Source organism: Streptomyces sp. WZ-12 (assembly GCF_028898845.1).
In the GTDB taxonomy this organism is placed as follows: Bacteria; Actinomycetota; Actinomycetes; order Streptomycetales; family Streptomycetaceae; genus Streptomyces.
In genome coordinates this window covers 132,861-151,216 of record NZ_CP118575.1, presented here as the reverse complement: position 1 = coordinate 151,216, position 18,356 = coordinate 132,861, and the positions used below count along the sequence as shown (strand labels likewise).

The window sequence follows — 18,356 nt, the reverse complement described above, 5'->3', positions numbered from 1 at the left end:
GCGAGGCCCCTCAGTAACCAGCTGGCAGAACCGTCCCCTGGACGAGTGCTATTCGATCCTCTACATCGACGCCATCCGCAGCAAGGTCCGTGACAACGGACACGTCGTCAACAAGGCCGCCCACCTGGTCATCGGCGTCGATGTCGACGGCGTCAAGAATGTGCTGGGCATCTGGCTCCAGGACAACGAAGGCGGGAAATTCTGGCTCCACGTCCTGACCCAGCTCAAGCACCGCGGCCTGGCCGATGCCCTCATCGACTGTTGCGACGGGCTCAAGGGCCTGCCCGAGGCCATCGAGGCCGTCTGGCCCCAAGCGATCACCCAGACCTGTGTCGTCCACCTGATCAGGTCCGCACTGAAATACGTCAACTCCACCGACCGCAAGAAGGTCGCCGCGGCGCTGAAGCCGGTCTACACCGCAGTCGACGAGACCACCGCCCTCGAAGCTGTCCGCGAGGACTTCGGACGGCAATACCCCGGCACGATCAGTGTGTCCGAGAACGCCTGGGCCCAGTTCATCCCGTTCCTCGACTTCGACCCCGACATCCGCCGCGTCATCTACACGACCAACGCGATCGAGTCGATGAACCGCAACCTGCGCAAACTCGCCAAGACCAGCGGGCACTTCCCCTCCGACGACGCCGCCATGAAAATGCTCTACCTCGGCATCCGCACCATCGAGGGCCGGCACATCGACGGCAACGGTCACGTTCCCCAAGGCCGTGTCCGCGGCACCGGGACCCTCGGCTGGACCCGCGCCATGAACCAGTTCAAGATCCGGTTCGGCGACCGACTCCCGCTCTGACCAACATCAACCGAAAGTAACCACGGCAGGAACCAGGACCACAGAGCACAACACCCATCACACACAGACCGGCTCTGTTCCGTAGTCGGTGGTGACGCTGGGTTCTGCTTATGGGAGGAGGATGCGGTGGCGGAGGAGGGCGAAGCCTGCTCGTCCGTGCATCTGCCTCATGATCCTCTTGGTGCGGGTGTTGACGCCCTCGGTGCGTCCGTTGTGGTAGGGCAGGGTGAGGCCGGCGTCCACGGCGGCGCGGTCGAGTTCAAGGCCGTTGCAGAAGGTCTGCAGGTGGGGCAGGTCGGCGGCCCGGACTGCGGTGATCCATTCGGTGAGCCGGGCGTCGTTGCCCGCGGCCGGGGCCAGCAGCTCGGCGAACTCGCGGACGAGCCGGGCGAGTTCGGTCATCTCAGGACAAGCAGCGGTGAGAGCTTCCAGGAGGGTGGTCTCCTTGGTGCGCAGGTGTTCAGGGCGGGTGAGCAGGAGTCGGGTGGCGCGTCGCGGGGTGGTGACCGGGCGGTCGCCTTCGGCGCGGCCGTGGTTGAGGTAGCGGACCAGCAGGTTGGCGCTGCCGGTGTAGCCCAACTCCCGTATCTCCCGCAGCAGGTGGGTGACAGGGACTGCGGGATCGGCCGCGCGGCGGGCGCGCAGATGGTCGCGGTAGGGGTCGACCAGGGTGGGCCGGTACTGGGGAGCGATGCGCAAGGCCGTCGGCTCGGGGATGCGGGCGTAGCGTTTGACGGTGTTCAGGGCCAGTCCCAGACGGCGGGAGCAGTCGAGCAGGCCGACGCCCTGGCTGAGGAGGCCGTGGATTTTGTGCCAGCGCTCGCGGGTGGTCTGCTCACGGACCCCGCCGGGGCGGGGCGGGTTGACGGTGGCCCAGCAGGGAGCATGGGCGCGGACCTCGGCCAGGACCTTGTCGCACACGTTGCGGAACAGGTGCCAGCGGTCGCTGACCTGCACCGCGTCCGGCAGTGCCCGCCGGATCGCCTCGGCGTAGGTGACCGATCCGTCCCGGCACACGACCTCGATTCCCCTCTTCCCGCGCAGCCAGGTCTCCAAAGTGGCGGCCTCGCGGTCGGGGAGAACCTCGACGCGCTGGCCGGTCTCGGCGTCGATGACGATCGTGGCATAGCGGTGCCGGCGGCGCAGGGCGAAGTCGTCGACCCCGATCACCCGTGGAACGCGGACCTGCGGCGCGGGGATGCGTCGCAGCAGGCGCAGGGCGGTGGCATACGAGACCGGTGTGGCCAGCCACCGGGTGAGCCGGGCTGCCGCCCGGCCGCATAACTCCTTGACCACCTTGGAGATCTGGCCGGTCAGACGCGTGGTGCGGCGTTGATGGCGTTCCAGCAGCCCCGGTATCTGTTCGCGGAAGGTCTGCCGCCGGCAGCCCAGGACAGGGCAGACCAGACGCCGGACCCGGACCACGACCCGGCGGCCATCCACCGGCACATCCGCCACCGTCCGGTGGTGGTACCCGTGCACCTTCGCCGTCGGCACCCCGCACACCGGGCAGGGCACCGGAACATCCCGGGTCCGGGCGGTGACCCGGACCGCCTCGCCGTCGCCCGCAACATCCTCGATGACCAGCGCTGACAACCCCGAAAACACCACAGCCACAAGCTCGTTGACATCCCGCATGAGATGTCAACGACACACATCACCCTTCGTCACCACCAACTACGGAACAGAGCCCAGTACATCCCTCCTGCTTCATGCATTCTGCCAGGGCGTTCGGCCCCGGACCACAGGGTGCGGCCCGCCTCGTCGCTGATCGTGGTGGTCTTGATCGTGTTCTGTTTCCGCTTGCCCGACACGAACGCGCGCCGTCCGGGCCTGCCCGCTTTGGGGCGCCTCACCTGGGTTTCCATCCCGTCGATCCGCAGCGTCACGTTCTCCGCTTCGGCATAGGCGAACACGTCCTCGAGCGTACGCAGCCGCAGGCCGGGCCGTTCGGGGACGGCGAACCCCCGCTCGGCGAGCAGCGGGCGGATCTCCCTCACCGCCCGGCCGATGGTGGACGAGCCCACCTCGTAGATCACCCCCAGAGCCTGGTGGGTGAGCCCGGTCCGCAGGTGCACCAGCGTCACCAGCAGCCGGTCGAGGAACACGAACTCGCACTTCGACCCGGCCCCCGCCTACCGCTTCCGAGCCCCCTGGCGACGGCCGTGCCGCTCGGACTCGCACCGCGCCTCCCAGCGCGGCGCGAGCTCGGCCACCAACTCACCCAGGAACTGCTCCGGAACACCACGGAAGGCGGGATGGGACATAGCTACACGGGCCTGGCGGATCATCACACTCAGGACAACTCCCGTGACCCTCCCCATGTCCCCACACGTGACCAAGATCATCAATCGCGGGTCAACCCGTAAGAATCCCCATACACACGGTATGCCGAACAAGGCCAGATCATCAAACGCGCCGTCAAAGATCAGCACAACCCCCGACGCCGCCACTCGGCGAAACGAGCAGCTCAGCCCAGCCGAGTACGAACGTCATCACACCGCGAAAGACACCACATAGCGTGCTCTACGCAGCCGCATAGCCCACAAGCCCATCAGTGCCTGTCAGACCGAGGCGACTCCGCGGCACGGTTCACCCTATTTCCGTGTCAGACGCCGTTCGCAGGGGATTGATATCTCGGCATGCCTAACGATTGTCTTTTCATGGTGTGACAAGAACCCGTCGACGTCAACCGAGCTTCTCGGTTCGGCAGGCTATCAGGCATTGAGCCTTTGCCAACCTCACTTTGAGCAGTTCAGGTGAAGCGTCAGCACTGCTTGAACGACGCCGGTGATGCGGGTGGTGCTGCAGCGGAGTTTGCGCAGGAGGCGCCACGTTTTGAGCGTGGCCATCGCCTGCTCTCCGAGAGCCCGAATGCGCGCATGTGCGACGTTAACAGCTTGCTGACCTGCGGAGAGGTTGTTGTGCCGGCCGCGGAAGGGCACCCGGACACTCCCGCCGGCGCCCTGGTATCCCTTGTCCGCCCAGCAGGCCAGGTCGGCATCAGACAGGGCGTTGATGATGCCGTGAGTGCGGGCGGCCTTGATGTCGTGGACGGCGCCGGGCAGGGCGGGCGATGCCCACAACAGTCGGCCGTGCGGGTCGGTGAGGACCTGCACGTTCATCCCGTGCTTGCGATGCTTGCCCGAATAGAAGGGTCGGTCGGCGGCGATCCGGTCGATCGGCAGCAGGGTCCCGTCCAAGATGACGAACGCCTTGCCCTGTGCCGCCTTCACCGCCGCCGCGAGCTCCGGCGCCAGGGCGGCCAGCAGTTCCACGGCTTCGGCGACATATCGGTAGACGGTGCTGAGACCAACCTTGAACCCGGCTGCGAGCTGCGCATACGTGTGCCCACAGCGCAGGTGCGCCAACACCAGCAGGGCCTGTCGGCCAGCGGGCAGCCGGCGCCAGCGCGTACCCCGCCCGGCCCGGTGTGCAGCCAGTTGAGCCGTCAGAAACCGCAGGTGGGAAGTGGACAGGTCGAGCGCGGACGGGTAGACAAGCACGCGAAGCTCCTGGAGCAGACGAGCGATCTTGGTCGTGAACTCGTCTACCAGGAGCTTCGTCATGTCACGCACCTGGGCCCCACCCCAACACCCCATCAAGCCCAGCAGGTTGGCAAAGGCTCATTGTCACCTTCCGCGAAGAGCACTCAAGGCAGCTGAGGATTTCCGAAGGGATGCTGTCAAGTTGCTGGTGTGGGTGGTGAGTTGGGGGGTGTGGTTGTGCTGGTGCCGGGCACCTTGGTCAGCCGGTGATAGCCATGGTGGTGGTGGTCTTCCAGACGGTGAAGCGTTCGGTCATCTCGGTGCGATAGTCACTGGCTGTGAGCAGGAGCCGCCGGGGTCGGAAGTGTGAGGAGATCCGGGAGAAGGGAGCGAGGAATCTCTGGGCCGCTCCGACGGAGCGGTGATGTTGCCCCGGTTTGATGGACAACCTTCCGCTTTGGGGCATTGGGTCCCGCAAGGAGGACTTCATCGTGCCGAGGACGCGTCCGGCCTACCCGCCGGAGTTCCGTCGCCAGATAGTCGAGCTCTGTGCTTGTTTTTTGAGACCCAGTCTCGAACGTGAGGGGCCTCGCGTTTTCCGGACAGTCGTCTGGCGGTCTATTTCACGCGGCTATTCGCAGCTTCTGGTGCTCGGCGTGGACTTCGCGGGGAGGGTGGTACCCCACTGCCGAGTGAAGGCGCTTGCGATTGTACCAGAATTCTATGTATCGAGTGATGTCCTGTCGTGCGGCCTCGCGGGTCAAGTACGTGACGCGCGATACGCGTTCGTTCTTGAGGACTCCGAAGAATGATTCGGCCATCGCGTTGTCGAAACAGATCCCCGTGCGCCCGGCGGACTTTCGGAGTTGAAGCTTCTTGAGGACATCTGCGAACTCGGTGGACATGGAGTTGCTGCCGCGATCGCTATGAAATATCGCGCCCTTGGTGAGCTTGCGGTTTCGTGCCGCGTTACGGATAGCCCGGACGATGAGCGGCGTCCGGTAGTGGTCATCCATTGCGTAGCCGATAACTTCCTTGCTGCAGCAGTCGATAATGGTCGCGAGATAAAGCCAGCCCTCTGTCGTCGGTATGTAGGTGATGTCGCCGACAAGTTTTTCGCCGGGTGTGTCGGCGGTGAAGTCGCGGCCGACAAGGTCTGGCACCAGGCTGGCCGTGGCTTGGGTGAGGCCGAAACGATTCGGCCTCGGCTGGCAGGGTTCCAGGCCCATCTCGCGCATGAGGCGGCGGACCAGCTCCGGGCCGACGGCGCGGCCCCAGCGGGCCAGCTGGGCGTGGACGCGCCGGTAGCCATAGGTGCTGTCGGATTCCTCGAATGCCTTCTTGATGAGCATTTTCAGTTCCTCGCGCCGCTTGGCTGTTGCGGATTCTGGACGGTCGCGCCATTCGTAGTAGCCGGATCTGCAAACGCCGAGTCTGCTGCACATGAACTCGACGCTGTAGACGTACTCCGCCGTATCAAGTCGCATCTCATCGATGAACTCGTACTTGCTCGCTACCGGGGATCCTTCGCGAAGTACGCTGCGGCTTTTTGTCAGGAAGGCGTTCTCCATCTCGAGCTCGTGGTTGCGCCGTTCCAGCTCTTTCAGTCGCGCACGCTCACTGACGGGCAGGCCGGCATCGGCGGGCAACTCATTCCGCTTCTGGTGCTTCTTCATCCAGCCACGGAGCGTCTCCGGATTCATCTCGAGTTCCCGGCCGACCTCGGTGACCGTCTTGCTCGAACTCAAGGCAATCCGGACGGCTTCCTCACGGAACTCCGGGGAGTACTTTCTCGGTGCCACTGCTTGTTCCTCGTTCCCTGTTCCAGGCGATCCTATTGGACGCCTGTCCGGAAACCTCGAGGCACCTCAAACCTCCCGCAAGCGCCGAACTACTTATCAGAGAGTCCCCAACACCCCAGCTCAAGCAGCCCTCACCACACCAACTACGAACCTCAGAATCACAGGTCACGACCAGGCGTCATAGTCCGGGTCGGCCGCCCACCCACCAGGCGGCGGAGAGTACGGGGGAGCATGTCCCGCACGTCGCGCACGTCCACCAGCCGTGGAGCCCGTGAACCTCCGTGTCACAACCGCTACAACGATGCGACGTGTAGTAGGTGCTGCTGTCCGGGGTGGCGTCCGCCTGCTCCACAACCTGCGGATCAGGAGTCCCGTGGTCGTTGGTGCTGGCCACCTGGGGCACTACTCCCTCTCCACCCTCGACTCAATGAATCATCCAGTATGCCTGGCTTGACCTACTTTGACAGAGAGGGGTCTGATCGGCTCCACGCAGGTGGACACGGGATTGTGGAGCACGCCTTCGCCCGGATGAAGAGCTGGGAACCCGGGTGCAGCGCCACGCACAGCCGTTCCAGTGGAAGTTCACCACCTCCGACACGGCAGCTGTAAGTCGTGATCTTCGTCGTGAGGTCATGTTGTTGCTTCTACGGTGCCGTTGTTCCATCGGTGGTGGGCTTGGACGGCTTGGTGCTGGTGATGGCGGCGCCTGGCCCATCAAGGACATGAGCGTTAGAGTGTAGGCAGTGGTGGCGTTTTTACCGAATAGACGTCTCTGTTGTACTCATCGGTGAAGCTGCCGATACTGGTTCCGCTGTCGAATCAGCGGTACCCCGCCTCAGTCTCAGGAGGGGCCATGGCTACAGGGACAGTCAAGTGGTTCAACGCCGAGAAGGGATTCGGGTTCATCGCACCGGAAGATGGTGGCCCCGATGTCTTTGTTCACTACTCGGCGATCAAAGCCTCGGGGTTCCGCTCCCTGGAGGAGAACCAAACGGTGTCGTTTGATGTCGTCCAAGGCCCGAAGGGCCCACAGGCTGAAAACGTCACGCCCATCCCCCTTGGCCGCGCGACGTGAGCTGATGCAAGAGGCCGGGAGGACATGATGACCGATCGGCATACTCTTAGCGTGCTGGACTGGCACGATGACGGATCCTCTACGTCCTCCGTATGGGTTGTTAGCGCAGGCGAGCGCGAACAGGTACAAGATTTCCTGGGGCGTCCTCCAGACGTGGAGGGTGTCGTCACACCAGACCAGGCAGACGAAGCGAAAACGATCACTCGAAGTTGGCTGACCTGTGTTAACTCTCCGAAGTGACCTGCGTGGGAAGTAAGGGGCACAGTCGGCTATAGCCGTAGCGAAAACTCACGGTCAGGATCCCCCAGACCTCCTGCTCGAGCAGGTCTGAGAGGTCATCCGCTTACCGCTCGAGGAGCCTGATCATTGGAACGGTGTTCTGGATCGGGTGATCGCCGTGGTGCAGGCGCATAAGAGCAGGGCCTCTCGGTAGCTCGGGGTTGCGAACGCTCGAGCATCCAGGAGGCCCTGTTGTCGCAGTCTTGCGTGATCGCCCCTGGGGAGTCCAACTGCCGTGTGTCGGTGTGCGATTGTCTCGCGCATCGGTTCGGGAACGCGGCCGACGGACCGATCAGGACGCCGTGTTACGGCTCGGACATGACGGACGTCGAGTGGCGGGTCGTGCGGGCTTCGCTGCCGATTCCGGCGTGGCTGGAGGTCGGGGCGGACGTCCGGAGAAGTACTGCCACCGGATCATGATCGACGCGGTCCGCTTCGTCGTGGACAACGGTGTGAAGTGGGCGAACCTGCCGGTGGACTTCCCGCCGTTCCGGCGGGTGCACGACTTCGCCCGCCGTTGGCAGGTCCAGGGCCTGCTGGCCGAGCTCCACGACCGGTTGCGCGACCGCGTGCGGGCGAAGGCAGGCCGGTCACCGGATCCGACGGCCCGCGATCATCGATTCGCAGTCGGTGCGGGCCGCCGCCAACATCCCCCGGACCACGTCCGGGTGGGACGGCGGGAAGAAAGTCGGCGGACGCAAGCGTCATCTGATCGTCGACTGCCTCGGCTTGGTGCTGGCGGTGCTGGTCACCGCGGCCGGCGTGCAGGACCGTGACGCCGCTGTCCCGCTGCTTCAGCGGCTCCGAAGCTGGTACTTCGCGCTCAAGCTCGTCTGGGCGGACGGCGGTTATGCCGGGCGTCTGGTCGACTGGGCGACCGAGAAACTCCAGCTCACACTTGAGATCGTCAAGCGCAGCGACGACTGTGCGGGGTTCGTGGTTCTGCCCAGGCGGTGGGTGGTGGAGAGAACGCTGAGCTGGCTGATGCGTTCGCGCCGGCTGGTGCGCGACTACGAGACGCTGCCCGTGATGCACGAGGCGATGGTGCTGTGGTCGATGACCATGCTGATGACCGGACGCCTCGCGGGCCGCCGCACAAGCGGCTTCACCCCGCGGCCGACGCCGACCCTGCCGGGCTGAGGGCGGCGAACACGTTCGGCGAAACCTCACGCACCCAGCCCCGCGCCGCCAGCCGCTTCACCCGCGAGCGCACCCCTTCGATGCGGGCCGGCGCGTCTCCCGGCCCAGCCTCACCGCGATCGGCTTCACCCGCAGCCCGTCCGCGGTGTCTGGAGCGGCCAGCACGGACAGGATCTGCCGGTATTCAGGCGCGAGCACCTCTGCCCCGACGCCCTCGGACCGGTTGGGCACCACCGAGCGCGGCACCGCATCGCGGACCACCCCGTCCTGGTCTGCGGGCAGTTCGGTCATGACCTCGGCGACGGTCTCGCGCGCGGCGGACAGCCGGTCGAGTGCCGCCTGAGCCGCATCGAGCGCGGTCTGCACCCGCTCGGCCTCCTCGCGCAACCGCGCCACCTCTTCGCGAACCTTCTTCTCCCGGGCCTCCAGCAGACCGAGCACCGACGGCACAGCCACCTCCACGAGCGAGACGAACGAATCGTCTTAACTCTCCCTCCATGAGCCAGAGTTCACACCCGACCAGCCCGAACCAGCCGATCACGTTCGGAAAGCGGATGACGTCTGAGCGCCCCGAGCGCGGGATCCGCCTGTCCAGCAGCGTTGCTTTCACACTGGCGTTGCCGTTCAACGCCGTTGTGAACGGGGCATCCCGCTGGTTTGGAGAGTCGCCAAACGTAGCTTCACCTGTGGAGATGCCCCGTCTTCCTCTATCTTGCCGCGTGCGACCTCGACGAAGAGCTCCTCGAACTGAACCGCACTGGGTTCGTTGGGGAGTGTGATGTGTGGTTTTCAGCGGGTCTGTGTGGCTTGGTGTGAACGGTAGTGCATCGCCTCGTACTCGGTGGGTGGGAGGTTGCCGATGCTGTTGTGGAGGCGCTGCAGGTTGTACCAATCGACCCAGGTCAGCGTGGCGATCTCGACGTCGTCGAGGGTCCGCCAGGGGCCGCCGGGCTTGATGGTCTCGGTCTTGAACAGGCCGATTGTGGACTCCATGAGTGCGTTGTCGTGGGCGTCGCCGACGGTCCCGACGCGGGTGGCGCCGGCTTCGTGGAGGCGGTCGGTGTAGCGGATAGACACATACTGGGCGGATTCAGTGCGGCTTTTCAGGCCGGCGTCCGCCGCTGCGGTCGCCGGGTCGCCCGCCGGTCAACCGGCGGGCGGAGAAACAGCAGTTCTGGCGGAAGATCGCTGAAGGGCTGTCGAGCGAGGAGGCTGCCGTCGCCTGTGGTGTGTCGCAGCCACTGGGGCCTCGGTGGTTTCGTGAGGGTGGCGGCATGCCGCCACTCAGCCTGAATTCGCCTTCGGGACGCTACCTGTCCTTCGTTGAGCGCGAGGAGATCGCGCTGCTGAGAGCCAAGAATTGCGGGGTGCGTGACATCGCCCGTCAGATGGACCGTTCCCCTTCGACGATCTCGCGGGAGCCGCGATGCAACGCGGCCGCCCGCGGTGGCCGTCTGGGCTACCGAGCCTCGGTTGCTCAGTGGCACGCCGATCGGCAGGCTTGCCGCCCCAAGACCTCCAAGCTCGCCAACAACGAGCGGCTCCAGCAGTACGTGCAGGAACGGCTCGCCGGGACGGTCACCGCGGCAGACGGCAACGAGATCCCCGGGCCGCCCACACGCTGGATCGGACGACGGCACGGTCCACGCAAGGACCGTCGCTGGGCGAGCTCTTGGAGTCCGGAGCAGATCGCTCGCCGGCCGCCCGCAAGTTCCTGTTGATCATGTATCTGGGCTGGTGAGAGGCTCCGCAACCTGAAGAGCCGAAGTTCCGTTGGGTTCAGCTGAGACTCCAACTCGGCTGTCCGGAACGGAACTTCGGCGTTGTCGTATCTTGCCACATTCGTCTGCTTACCCTCCGCGACTGTTGACGGCGATCCGGAGATGTTCGATTCCCGCAGTCGCCGGGGCCGGCGTTGGTCGCTGCTTCCGGTTCTGCGTGCTGCGCAGGCCGCGGTGATTGCGGGCGCCAAGTCTTATGCGGCGATCGCCGACTGGTTGCGCCACAGTACCCAGGATGCCCGCGCTCGCCTGGGCTTTCCCGGCCATGGCAGTCTCGGACTGCGCCCTGTCCCGGCCAAGGACACCGTCCGGCGCCTGCTGTTGATGACCTGCCCACAGGGGCTCGCGGCCCTGCTGACCGGCCGCGCCGCGCCGAAGGGGTGCCCGGAGCGTCTGGCAGTGGACGGCAAGAGCGCCCGCGGCTCGCGCACCCATACCGCATCCGCCGCTCACCTGCTGTCCGGCTGTGATGAGAACGCCCTGGTCACCGGGCAGATGCGCGTCCCGGACAAGACGAACGAAATCCCCTGCCTGCGTGAGCTGTACGCCACGTCGACCTGACCGGCACCTGGGTGACCCTGGACGCGCTCCATACACAGACCGAGACCGCAAAGTTCCTGGTCGAGGCCAAGAAGGCGCACTTCATCATGACCGTGAAGGCCAACCAGCCGACACTCTATGCGGCGTGCCGGAGTCTGCCGCGGGAGAGGGCGACGGTCCGGCACAGCGAGCGGAATCGAGGGCACGGGCGACTGGAGCGGGGTCTCTCGCCAGCCCAGATGCATGATCAACAGGAACTTGCGTCAGCCCTGGATCGCATACCCTCAACGAGCGAGGCAGTCAGGCGATTTCGGCTAAATAACTACGCAGGCTCACCCTTACGAGTGCGGCGGTCACGTTCAGCTAACAATACATGATCCTCCCGGTAGAGCGGGATGTTCCCTCGACGATAGTGGGCAATTGGTTGCAGGTATCCACGCCTCACCCACTGGCGGATGCAGGCTGGTGAAACACCAGCCATGCGGGCGGCTTCGGCTGTGGTCAGCAGCCTATGACGCGGGTCAGCTGTCAATGCTTTGCGACGCATGGTAGCTCTCAGGGGCTAAATGGTTGGCGATACGTTGTGAATGTCTCTTCGCGTTCCCCCTGCCAGGGTATTCACGGCTAGTGTCCTGCGCCAGAGATCCGTCGGCAGAAGTGGGCAAGGGAGTGAGGATTTCCTCGGCTGTCTTGGCCCAGATGTGAAGTTGCCCCGGATTGATGGACAACCTTCCGTTTTGGGACACTGGTACTACTGATCTTTGACGGCGCGTTTGATGATCTGGCCTTGTTCGGCATACCGTGTGTATGGGGATTCTAACTCGCAGGCGGTTGGGGGCAGTTGAGGTCGAGCGGCGGCGTATGCGGGCAGCTGATTTATTCGAACAAGGGATACGGCAGAGCGGGGTCGCGGGCATGCTCGGGGTGACGCCGCAGGCGGTCAGCCTGTGGCGTCGGGTCTGGGCCGAGGGCGGTCGGGAGGCTCTGCTGTCGAAGGGTCGGGCGGCAGCTCGTACTTGAGCGCCGGGCAGGAAACGGAGCTGGAGGACCAGCGGTGGACGCTGGCGCGGATCGGCCGGCTGATCGAGGAGCGGTTCCACGTCACGTATGAGATCTCCGGGGTGTGGCGGCTGCTGGACCGCCTTGGCTGGTCCTGGCAGGTACCGAAGGTGCGGGCTGTGGAGCGCGATGAGGAGGCGATGGCCGCATGGCGCAGGGAGACGTGGCCGGCGGCTTCCCATCTGCGCAGGTCACCGCAGGTGGAGGGTGGGTGAGGTGCCTCGAGGTTTCCGGACAGGCGTCCAATAGGATCGCCTGGAACAGGGAACGAGGAACAAGCAGTGGCACCGAGAAAGTACTCCCCGGAGTTCCGTGAGGAAGCCGTCCGGATTGCCTTGAGTTCGAGCAAGACGGTCACCGAGGTCGGCCGGGAACTCGAGATGAATCCGGAGACGCTCCGTGGCTGGGTGAAGAAGCACCAGAAGCGGAATGAGTTGCCCGCCGATGCCGGCCTGCCCGTCAGTGAGCGTGCGCGACTGAAAGAGCTGGAACGGCGCAACCACGAGCTCGAGATGGAGAACGCCTTCCTGACAAAAAGCCGCAGCGTACTTCGCGAAGGATCCCCGGTAGCGAGCAAGTACGAGTTCATCGATGAGATGCGACTTGATACGGCGGAGTACGTCTACAGCGTCGAGTTCATGTGCAGCAGACTCGGCGTTTGCAGATCCGGCTACTACGAATGGCGCGACCGTCCAGAATCCGCAACAGCCAAGCGGCGCGAGGAACTGAAAATGCTCATCAAGAAGGCATTCGAGGAATCCGACAGCACCTATGGCTACCGGCGCGTCCACGCCCAGCTGGCCCGCTGGGGCCGCGCCGTCGGCCCGGAGCTGGTCCGCCGCCTCATGCGCGAGATGGGCCTGGAACCCTGCCAGCCGAGGCCGAATCGTTTCGGCCTCACCCAAGCCACGGCCAGCCTGGTGCCAGACCTTGTCGGCCGCGACTTCACCGCCGACACACCCGGCGAAAAACTTGTCGGCGACATCACCTACATACCGACGACAGAGGGCTGGCTTTATCTCGCGACCATTATCGACTGCTGCAGCAAGGAAGTTATCGGCTACGCAATGGATGACCACTACCGGACGCCGCTCATCGTCCGGGCTATCCGTAACGCGGCACGAAACCGCAAGCTCACCAAGGGCGCGATATTTCATAGCGATCGCTCCCACCCTCGCCTGACCTGCGCACTGTTCTGGAACCGTGACGAGTTCGCCCAACTGCTCGACACCTGGCCCGAGATGGCCGACCACTACGGAGACGAACACCACCAGCACATCCACCACGTCCAGCAGACGCTGCAACGCCTATCCAACGAGGGGGCAACCCACCTCGGCATCGCGCACGGCACCATGAGCGACTTCGAGTCCTTCACCCAAGGAGAGAACCTTCCCCCACCTCGCCGCCCGCGGCCACGCCACCCCCTGGCCCCCACCCCGCAACACCCCCTGCTGGTGCGGCTCGGCACGCAAGTACAAGAAGTGCTGCGGCAACCCCGCCCACACCTAAATCCGTGCAAAGACCCCTTGAGTACACTCGCGCCAGATCCCCTCATGCCTGCCATAGCGTGTGAGAGCCGTCGCTGGTTGAGACCGTCATCGCCCCCAGGATGTTCGGCCGTATCGCGGCGACGGTTGTTACTCACCGGATGAACATGAGCCGGCCAGCGCCTTGCCCGAGCCTTCCTGTTACTCAGCGGGCGGGGTGGGAATAGATGGTGCGGCGTTGGGCAAGCCGACGCCGCACCATCGTGGAGGCACTGTGCGAGGCGACCCCGACGTCGTCGACGAACTGACAGCGGATCACCGCATCTTCGACGCACTTCTCGCGCAGTTCAACAACGCGCCCCCGGGGACTGCGGACCGCAAACGACTAGTCAACGTACTCACGATCGAACTGAAGAGGCACTTGGCTTTCCAAGAGCAGCACCTGCCTCTAGCGTTGCCCAAACACCTGGACCACAGCGACGCACTCGCGACTCAGAAAAACGCCGACCACAGCCGGATGCGACACCTCCTCGAACAACTGCAGGAACGCGAACCCGACGACGCCGACTTCGACCATCTCGTGGACCAAGTACACACCCAGCTCCGCACGCACATCGACACCGAAGAGAACCACCTCTTCCCCCAACTACGCCTATGCTTCCACCCCTATGTACTGGACAACCTGGCCAAGAAATATCGCAGGGGCGACCATTGAGCACCGCCGTACGTCATGAACACCGTGATCATGAGCGGCTTAGCAGCCGTGGCCATCGCGTAATTGGGTCGCCGCGGACCACAGAAGCGTCGCGCTGCGACCGGTCGCGTCCTTGCGTGTGGGCGCGCGCGAATACCACGCAGCACTGACAGTGACGCGTCGGCTGATCAACTCGACGCACCAGCCGGGCCGAGAACACCCCTCTCACGCACGCGGGGCGGGCAGCCATCCGCACCCCCTCGAAGGCGTCGTGCAAGCAGCCCCAGCACCAGACACGTTCTTCCCAGCGCCGGCAAGAACGCTGCCATCGCGTGAGCCTCGAAACCTTCTTTAAGCCGTCGCCGGGCCGCAGCCGGCGCCCGGGAATCGAACAGTCACGGCCGACGACGACATGTGTGACCTTCGCACCACAACCCATACAATTCCACGGGCCACGCCGCCCCGTGTGAACGATCACGTAATTCGGCTCTGTCGCGGATCTTGTGATCGGGCGGGTCAGGGTCTGTACAGGATGAGGGTGCGGAGAAGCTCGAAGTTGGCCCGGCCGTACCCGTCCCTTTTGATCCGTTTAGAAGTTACGTGGAATCTGCCGGGGTGATCATGTCTCTCCGGTGCAACCACGGACTTGGGAGATGGCTTGAGCGGCACGACGGTGCTCACGGAGAAGTGGCCGGTGTTCGGCCGGCACGAGCAGGCAGCGGCCTGGCTGACGGTCTGGACGGATCTCGGACGTGCACCCCGCACGATCGACGCCTACGGCCGGGGACTGGCCGAGTACCTGCTGATGTGCGAGCGGGAGGGTGTCGACCCGGTCGCCGCGAACCGTTCCCATATCGCCGTCTACGTACGGGAGTTGACCTCGCGGCCGCACCGCCGGGGTGCGAACGTGATCTCGATCGACTCGGGGGCGGGGCTGGCGAACGCGACGATCCAGCAGCGGCTCGTGCCGGTCCGCCTGTTCTACGACTTCCTCATGGAAGAGGGGCTGCGGGAGTCCAACCCCGTCGGCCGGGGGCGCTACACCCCCGGCCGACGGAACGGCGGTCCGCAGCGCGGCCTGGTGCCCCGACTGACGAAGCTGCCGTGGATTCCCGGCGAACAGCAGTGGCTGAACGTCCTGGAGGTCGCCAAGCGCGAGCCGGTACGCAACCGCGTGATGCTCGCCCTGGCCTACGACGCCGCCCTGCGCCGCGAGGAACTGTGCTCACTGCGGACCGACGACGTCGATCCGGCCCACCGCACGCTGCGGATACGAGCGGAAACGACGAAGAACCGGCTGGAGCGGGTGGTGCCCTACTCGGCACCGACCGGGGTACTGCTGTCGGACTACCTCGCCCACCGCGCCCGGATCAGCCGGGCCCGGGGACCGCTGTTCCTGTCGGAATCGCGGCGCAATCACGCCCAGCCGCTGAGCCTGTGGACCTGGTCAAAAGTGGTCCGCAAACTCGCGCTGACCTCCGGTGTCGAGCGGTTCTCCACGCATACCACCCGGCACCTGTGTCTGACCGATCTGGCCCGCATGGGCTGGGAGTTGCACGCGATCGCGTCCTTCGCCGGACACCGTCACACCGACTCGACCCTTCAGTACATCCACCTCTCCGGCCGGGACCTGGCCGACAAGCTGGCCCGCGGCATGGACCACATTCATGCCTGGCGAATACAGATGCTCACCGCCCCGGCCGGCGCGACGGCGGAGGTGTCGCGGTGATCGCATCGTCGCTGGCCATCGTCCCCGAGGACGTCGGCGGTCGCTGGTCCTGGCCGATCATCCCGGACCGCTACGACACGACCGTCAAGGTCCGCCCCGCGGAGACACAGGCCGTCCTCGAACTCGGTGTGCGCAATCTGCGCCGGCTGCAGTACCACGACCCGGCCGCACCGGGCTGGCGCATGATCGCACGGCTGCTGGGTCCGCTGGAGGCGGTCAACTCGGCACTCGACTCACCTCCCACTCCGCACCGCCGAAGGGCCATGCTCGACGTCGTTGCCCTTCTGCTGACGCACAGCGCGCAGACCAGACGGGCCTACTGGGGGTGGACCACGCAGGAGTGGGCCCATCTACTCGGCCGCACCCAGGCCGAGTTCCGGCAGAACGCACCCGCCTGGGCCGGGGACGAAGTCCGCCCCTACCTTGCGGCGCACGCCTACCTGCTCGGCTCCTTCAACGAGTTCCACCAGCTCGGCAGCTTCCAACGCCTCACGCTGTCCTGGAGGATCTTCGGACGCGACCGCGTCACCAGCGAGATCGCCCGCCTCCGCACGGTCCTTGGCGCCTGGGGCTATCAACTGGGCCAGGACGACGACACACTGCTGCCGGCGGTCGCCTGCCAGCTGTTCCTGCTCAACCGCAGCCCGCACCTCGAGGACATGGACACCGCACTGTTCGACAGGGTCCGCCGCGACCGGCTGCTGGAGGGCGCCCGGCTGAACACCCTGCACGCCCTGCAGCGGGCGGTCGCCGCGCTCGGCTTCTGCGATCCACCCCTGCAGAGCACCGGCCGTCACTCGGCGCGGGCCACTGGCGGCGCCAAGATCTGGGAACAGTGGGCCGACCGCTGGCACGACACCTCCACCCTCACCCCGCGCGTCCGCGGCAGCATCCGCTCCACCCTCCTGCGGGTCGGCCGGTGGATCGCCGCCGAACAGCCCGACGCCGCCGATCCCACCGACTGGACCCGGCAGACCTGCGCGACCTGGATCGGCGCACTGGACCGGATGAAAGTCGGCGACTACGTCCAGCGCACGGTCGGCCTCAAGGACCGGCTCGGCAAGCCGCTTGAGGCACCCACCAAGGCCGGACAGATCACTGCGCTGCGGACCTTCTTTCGGGACTGCCAGGAGTGGGAGTGGCTGCCCCGCCGCTTCGACCCACTACGCGCTCTGGCGATCCCCCGCAGCATCACCGCCCTCCTCGGCCCCGACCCACGGGTGATCGCCGACGAGGTCTGGGCGAAGCTGTTGTGGGCCGGCCTCAACCTCGACCCCGCGGATCTTCCACAGACCCGCTCCGGACACTTCTACCCCTTCGAACTGGTCCGCGCGGTCACGCTGACCTGGCTGTTCTCCGGTCAACGCAGCAACGAGATCGCCCGGCTGAGACTGGGCTGCATCCGCTGGCAGCACGACGGGAACTCGATCGCAGGCGACTCGCAACAGGTGCTGGCCCGCGATGCGGTCTGCCTGCTCGACGTCCCGACCCACAAGACCGGCACCGCCTTCACCAAGCCGGTCGACCCGATCCTCGGCCAGGCCATCGACGTCTGGCAGGCCGTCCGCCCGGACCAGCCGAAGTTCACCGACCGCCGCACCGGCGAGCACGTCGAGCTGCTGTTCGCCGTCCGCGCCCGCCGCGTCTCCACCAGCTACATCAACAACACGATCATCCCGATGCTCTGCCGCAAGGCCGGCGTCCCGGACGCCGACGTCCGAGGGAACATCACCAGCCACCGGGCCCGGTCCACCATCGCCAGCCAGCTCTACAACGCCAAGGAACCGATGACGCTGTTCGAGCTGCAAGCCTGGCTCGGACATCGATCGCCACAATCCACCCAGTACTACGCGAAGATCACCCCGAACACTCTGTCCAAGGCGTACTCCGAGGCGGGCTACTTCGAGCGGAACGTCCGCACCATCGAGGTCCTGGTCGACCGCGACGCGGTCACCTCCGGCGCCGCCGCGACCGGCGAACCCTGGCAGCACTACGACCTCGGACACGGCTACTGCACCTACACCTTCTTCGAGCAGTGCCAGCACCGCATGGCCTGCGCACGCTGCGACTTCTACACCCCCAAGGACTCCACGAGAGCCCAACTACTCGAAGCCAGGGGAAACTTGCAGAAAATGGCCGTCTCGATCCCACTCACCGAAGATGAACAAGCAGCCGTCACCGACGGCCAGAGCGCGCTCGACCGCCTCCTCGACAGACTCGCCGACACCCCCACCCCGGCCGGACCGACACCCCGCCAACTCGACGTCCCACCGAACACGCCCCTCCTTCCGATCCTCGACGTCCGCCAGGGCAAACCGCAGCAAGCTTGACAATTCTGATTCCACAGAATGGCTCTCGTATTCTGACCCTCGACCTGGCCGGAGCTCCAGGAGCTGGACAGGCCGGCGATGACGGCGTCTTGATCCTGAGGTTCCCCCGAGATGCGGAGGATGGTGACAGAGGGTCAGATGGTTCTC

General features: G+C 65.4%; 15 protein-coding genes and 5 pseudogenes. 12 read left to right on the top strand and 8 right to left on the bottom strand.

Annotation, left to right across the window (positions count from 1 at the left end; genetic code table 11):
- Nucleotides 1-4: 4 nt before the first annotated feature.
- Nucleotides 5-805 (top strand): annotated as a pseudogene (locus PV796_RS40795) (IS256 family transposase); the annotation flags it as partial.
- 108 nt (nucleotides 806-913) lie between these two features.
- Here the strand turns inward: PV796_RS40795 and PV796_RS40790 are convergent.
- From PV796_RS40790 to PV796_RS40770, 5 genes and pseudogenes are all read right to left on the bottom strand, one after another.
- Complete coding sequence (locus PV796_RS40790; protein WP_446750720.1) at nucleotides 914-2,443, bottom strand: ISL3 family transposase; 1,530 nt, start codon at nucleotides 2,441-2,443, stop codon at nucleotides 914-916.
- A 29-nt stretch (nucleotides 2,444-2,472) separates the two neighbouring features.
- Nucleotides 2,473-2,913, bottom strand: a complete 441-nt coding sequence (locus tag PV796_RS40785; RefSeq protein WP_274919525.1) for a transposase — start codon at nucleotides 2,911-2,913, stop codon at nucleotides 2,473-2,475.
- Nucleotides 2,914-3,546: 633 nt separating this feature from the next.
- Nucleotides 3,547-4,311 (bottom strand): IS5 family transposase, encoded by a 765-nt coding sequence (locus tag PV796_RS40780; protein ID WP_274918887.1) that lies wholly within the window; start codon nucleotides 4,309-4,311, stop codon nucleotides 3,547-3,549.
- Between the two features lie 241 nt (nucleotides 4,312-4,552).
- Nucleotides 4,553-4,714: pseudogene (locus PV796_RS40775) on the bottom strand (IS6 family transposase); the annotation flags it as partial.
- Nucleotides 4,715-4,916: 202 nt separating this feature from the next.
- Nucleotides 4,917-6,131 (bottom strand): IS3 family transposase, encoded by a 1,215-nt coding sequence (locus tag PV796_RS40770; protein ID WP_446750729.1) that lies wholly within the window; start codon nucleotides 6,129-6,131, stop codon nucleotides 4,917-4,919.
- Nucleotides 6,132-6,948: 817 nt separating this feature from the next.
- On the opposite strand from PV796_RS40770, the gene PV796_RS40765 reads away from it, so the two are divergent.
- From PV796_RS40765 to PV796_RS42105, 3 genes and pseudogenes are all read left to right on the top strand, one after another.
- Nucleotides 6,949-7,170: a cold-shock protein gene (locus tag PV796_RS40765; protein WP_274919524.1), complete on the top strand. Its 222-nt coding sequence runs from the start codon at nucleotides 6,949-6,951 to the stop codon at nucleotides 7,168-7,170.
- Between the two features lie 695 nt (nucleotides 7,171-7,865).
- Nucleotides 7,866-7,940 (top strand): annotated as a pseudogene (locus PV796_RS42110) (hypothetical protein); the annotation flags it as partial.
- A 106-nt stretch (nucleotides 7,941-8,046) separates the two neighbouring features.
- A complete protein-coding gene (locus PV796_RS42105; protein ID WP_446750732.1) occupies nucleotides 8,047-8,589 on the top strand; it encodes a transposase in 543 nt (180 codons plus the stop codon).
- A 57-nt stretch (nucleotides 8,590-8,646) separates the two neighbouring features.
- Here the strand turns inward: PV796_RS42105 and PV796_RS40755 are convergent, their stop codons facing one another.
- Together PV796_RS40755 and PV796_RS40750 are read right to left on the bottom strand one after the other, a co-directional pair.
- A complete protein-coding gene (locus tag PV796_RS40755) occupies nucleotides 8,647-9,039 on the bottom strand; it encodes a hypothetical protein (RefSeq protein ID WP_274919523.1) in 393 nt (130 codons plus the stop codon).
- Between the two features lie 339 nt (nucleotides 9,040-9,378).
- Nucleotides 9,379-9,675: pseudogene (locus PV796_RS40750) on the bottom strand (integrase core domain-containing protein); the annotation flags it as partial.
- A 2-nt stretch (nucleotides 9,676-9,677) separates the two neighbouring features.
- Between PV796_RS40750 and PV796_RS40745 the strand changes: the two are divergent.
- Nucleotides 9,678-10,289: pseudogene (locus PV796_RS40745) on the top strand (transposase); the annotation flags it as partial.
- A gap of 183 nt (nucleotides 10,290-10,472) precedes the next feature.
- The gene (locus PV796_RS40740; protein WP_274919521.1) at nucleotides 10,473-10,931 is read left to right on the top strand and encodes a transposase family protein; all 459 of its coding nucleotides are present in this window, start codon (nucleotides 10,473-10,475) and stop codon (nucleotides 10,929-10,931) included.
- Nucleotides 10,932-11,232: 301 nt separating this feature from the next.
- Here the strand turns inward: PV796_RS40740 and PV796_RS40735 are convergent, their stop codons facing one another.
- A complete protein-coding gene (locus PV796_RS40735; RefSeq protein WP_274919520.1) occupies nucleotides 11,233-11,457 on the bottom strand; it encodes a helix-turn-helix domain-containing protein in 225 nt (74 codons plus the stop codon).
- A 260-nt stretch (nucleotides 11,458-11,717) separates the two neighbouring features.
- On the opposite strand from PV796_RS40735, the gene PV796_RS40730 reads away from it, so the two are divergent.
- The 6 genes from PV796_RS40730 (at nucleotide 11,718) to PV796_RS40705 (ending at nucleotide 18,209) form a co-directional block, all read left to right on the top strand.
- Entirely contained in the window at nucleotides 11,718-11,930 is a 213-nt protein-coding gene (locus PV796_RS40730; protein WP_342456978.1) for a helix-turn-helix domain-containing protein, read from the top strand.
- Nucleotides 11,927-12,184: a helix-turn-helix domain-containing protein gene (locus tag PV796_RS40725; RefSeq protein WP_274919518.1), complete on the top strand. Its 258-nt coding sequence runs from the start codon at nucleotides 11,927-11,929 to the stop codon at nucleotides 12,182-12,184. The genes PV796_RS40730 and PV796_RS40725 overlap by 4 nt, the downstream gene beginning before the upstream one ends.
- Nucleotides 12,185-12,250: 66 nt before the next feature.
- Complete coding sequence (locus tag PV796_RS40720) at nucleotides 12,251-13,621, top strand: IS3 family transposase (RefSeq protein ID WP_274919517.1); 1,371 nt, start codon at nucleotides 12,251-12,253, stop codon at nucleotides 13,619-13,621.
- A 109-nt stretch (nucleotides 13,622-13,730) separates the two neighbouring features.
- Entirely contained in the window at nucleotides 13,731-14,171 is a 441-nt protein-coding gene (locus PV796_RS40715) for a hemerythrin domain-containing protein (protein ID WP_274919516.1), read from the top strand.
- A gap of 637 nt (nucleotides 14,172-14,808) precedes the next feature.
- Nucleotides 14,809-15,879, top strand: coding sequence for a tyrosine-type recombinase/integrase (locus PV796_RS40710; RefSeq protein ID WP_274911917.1), 1,071 nt, complete (start codon nucleotides 14,809-14,811; stop codon nucleotides 15,877-15,879).
- Nucleotides 15,876-18,209 (top strand): tyrosine-type recombinase/integrase, encoded by a 2,334-nt coding sequence (locus PV796_RS40705; RefSeq protein WP_274911918.1) that lies wholly within the window; start codon nucleotides 15,876-15,878, stop codon nucleotides 18,207-18,209. The genes PV796_RS40710 and PV796_RS40705 overlap by 4 nt, the downstream gene beginning before the upstream one ends.
- Nucleotides 18,210-18,356: the final 147 nt, after the last annotated feature.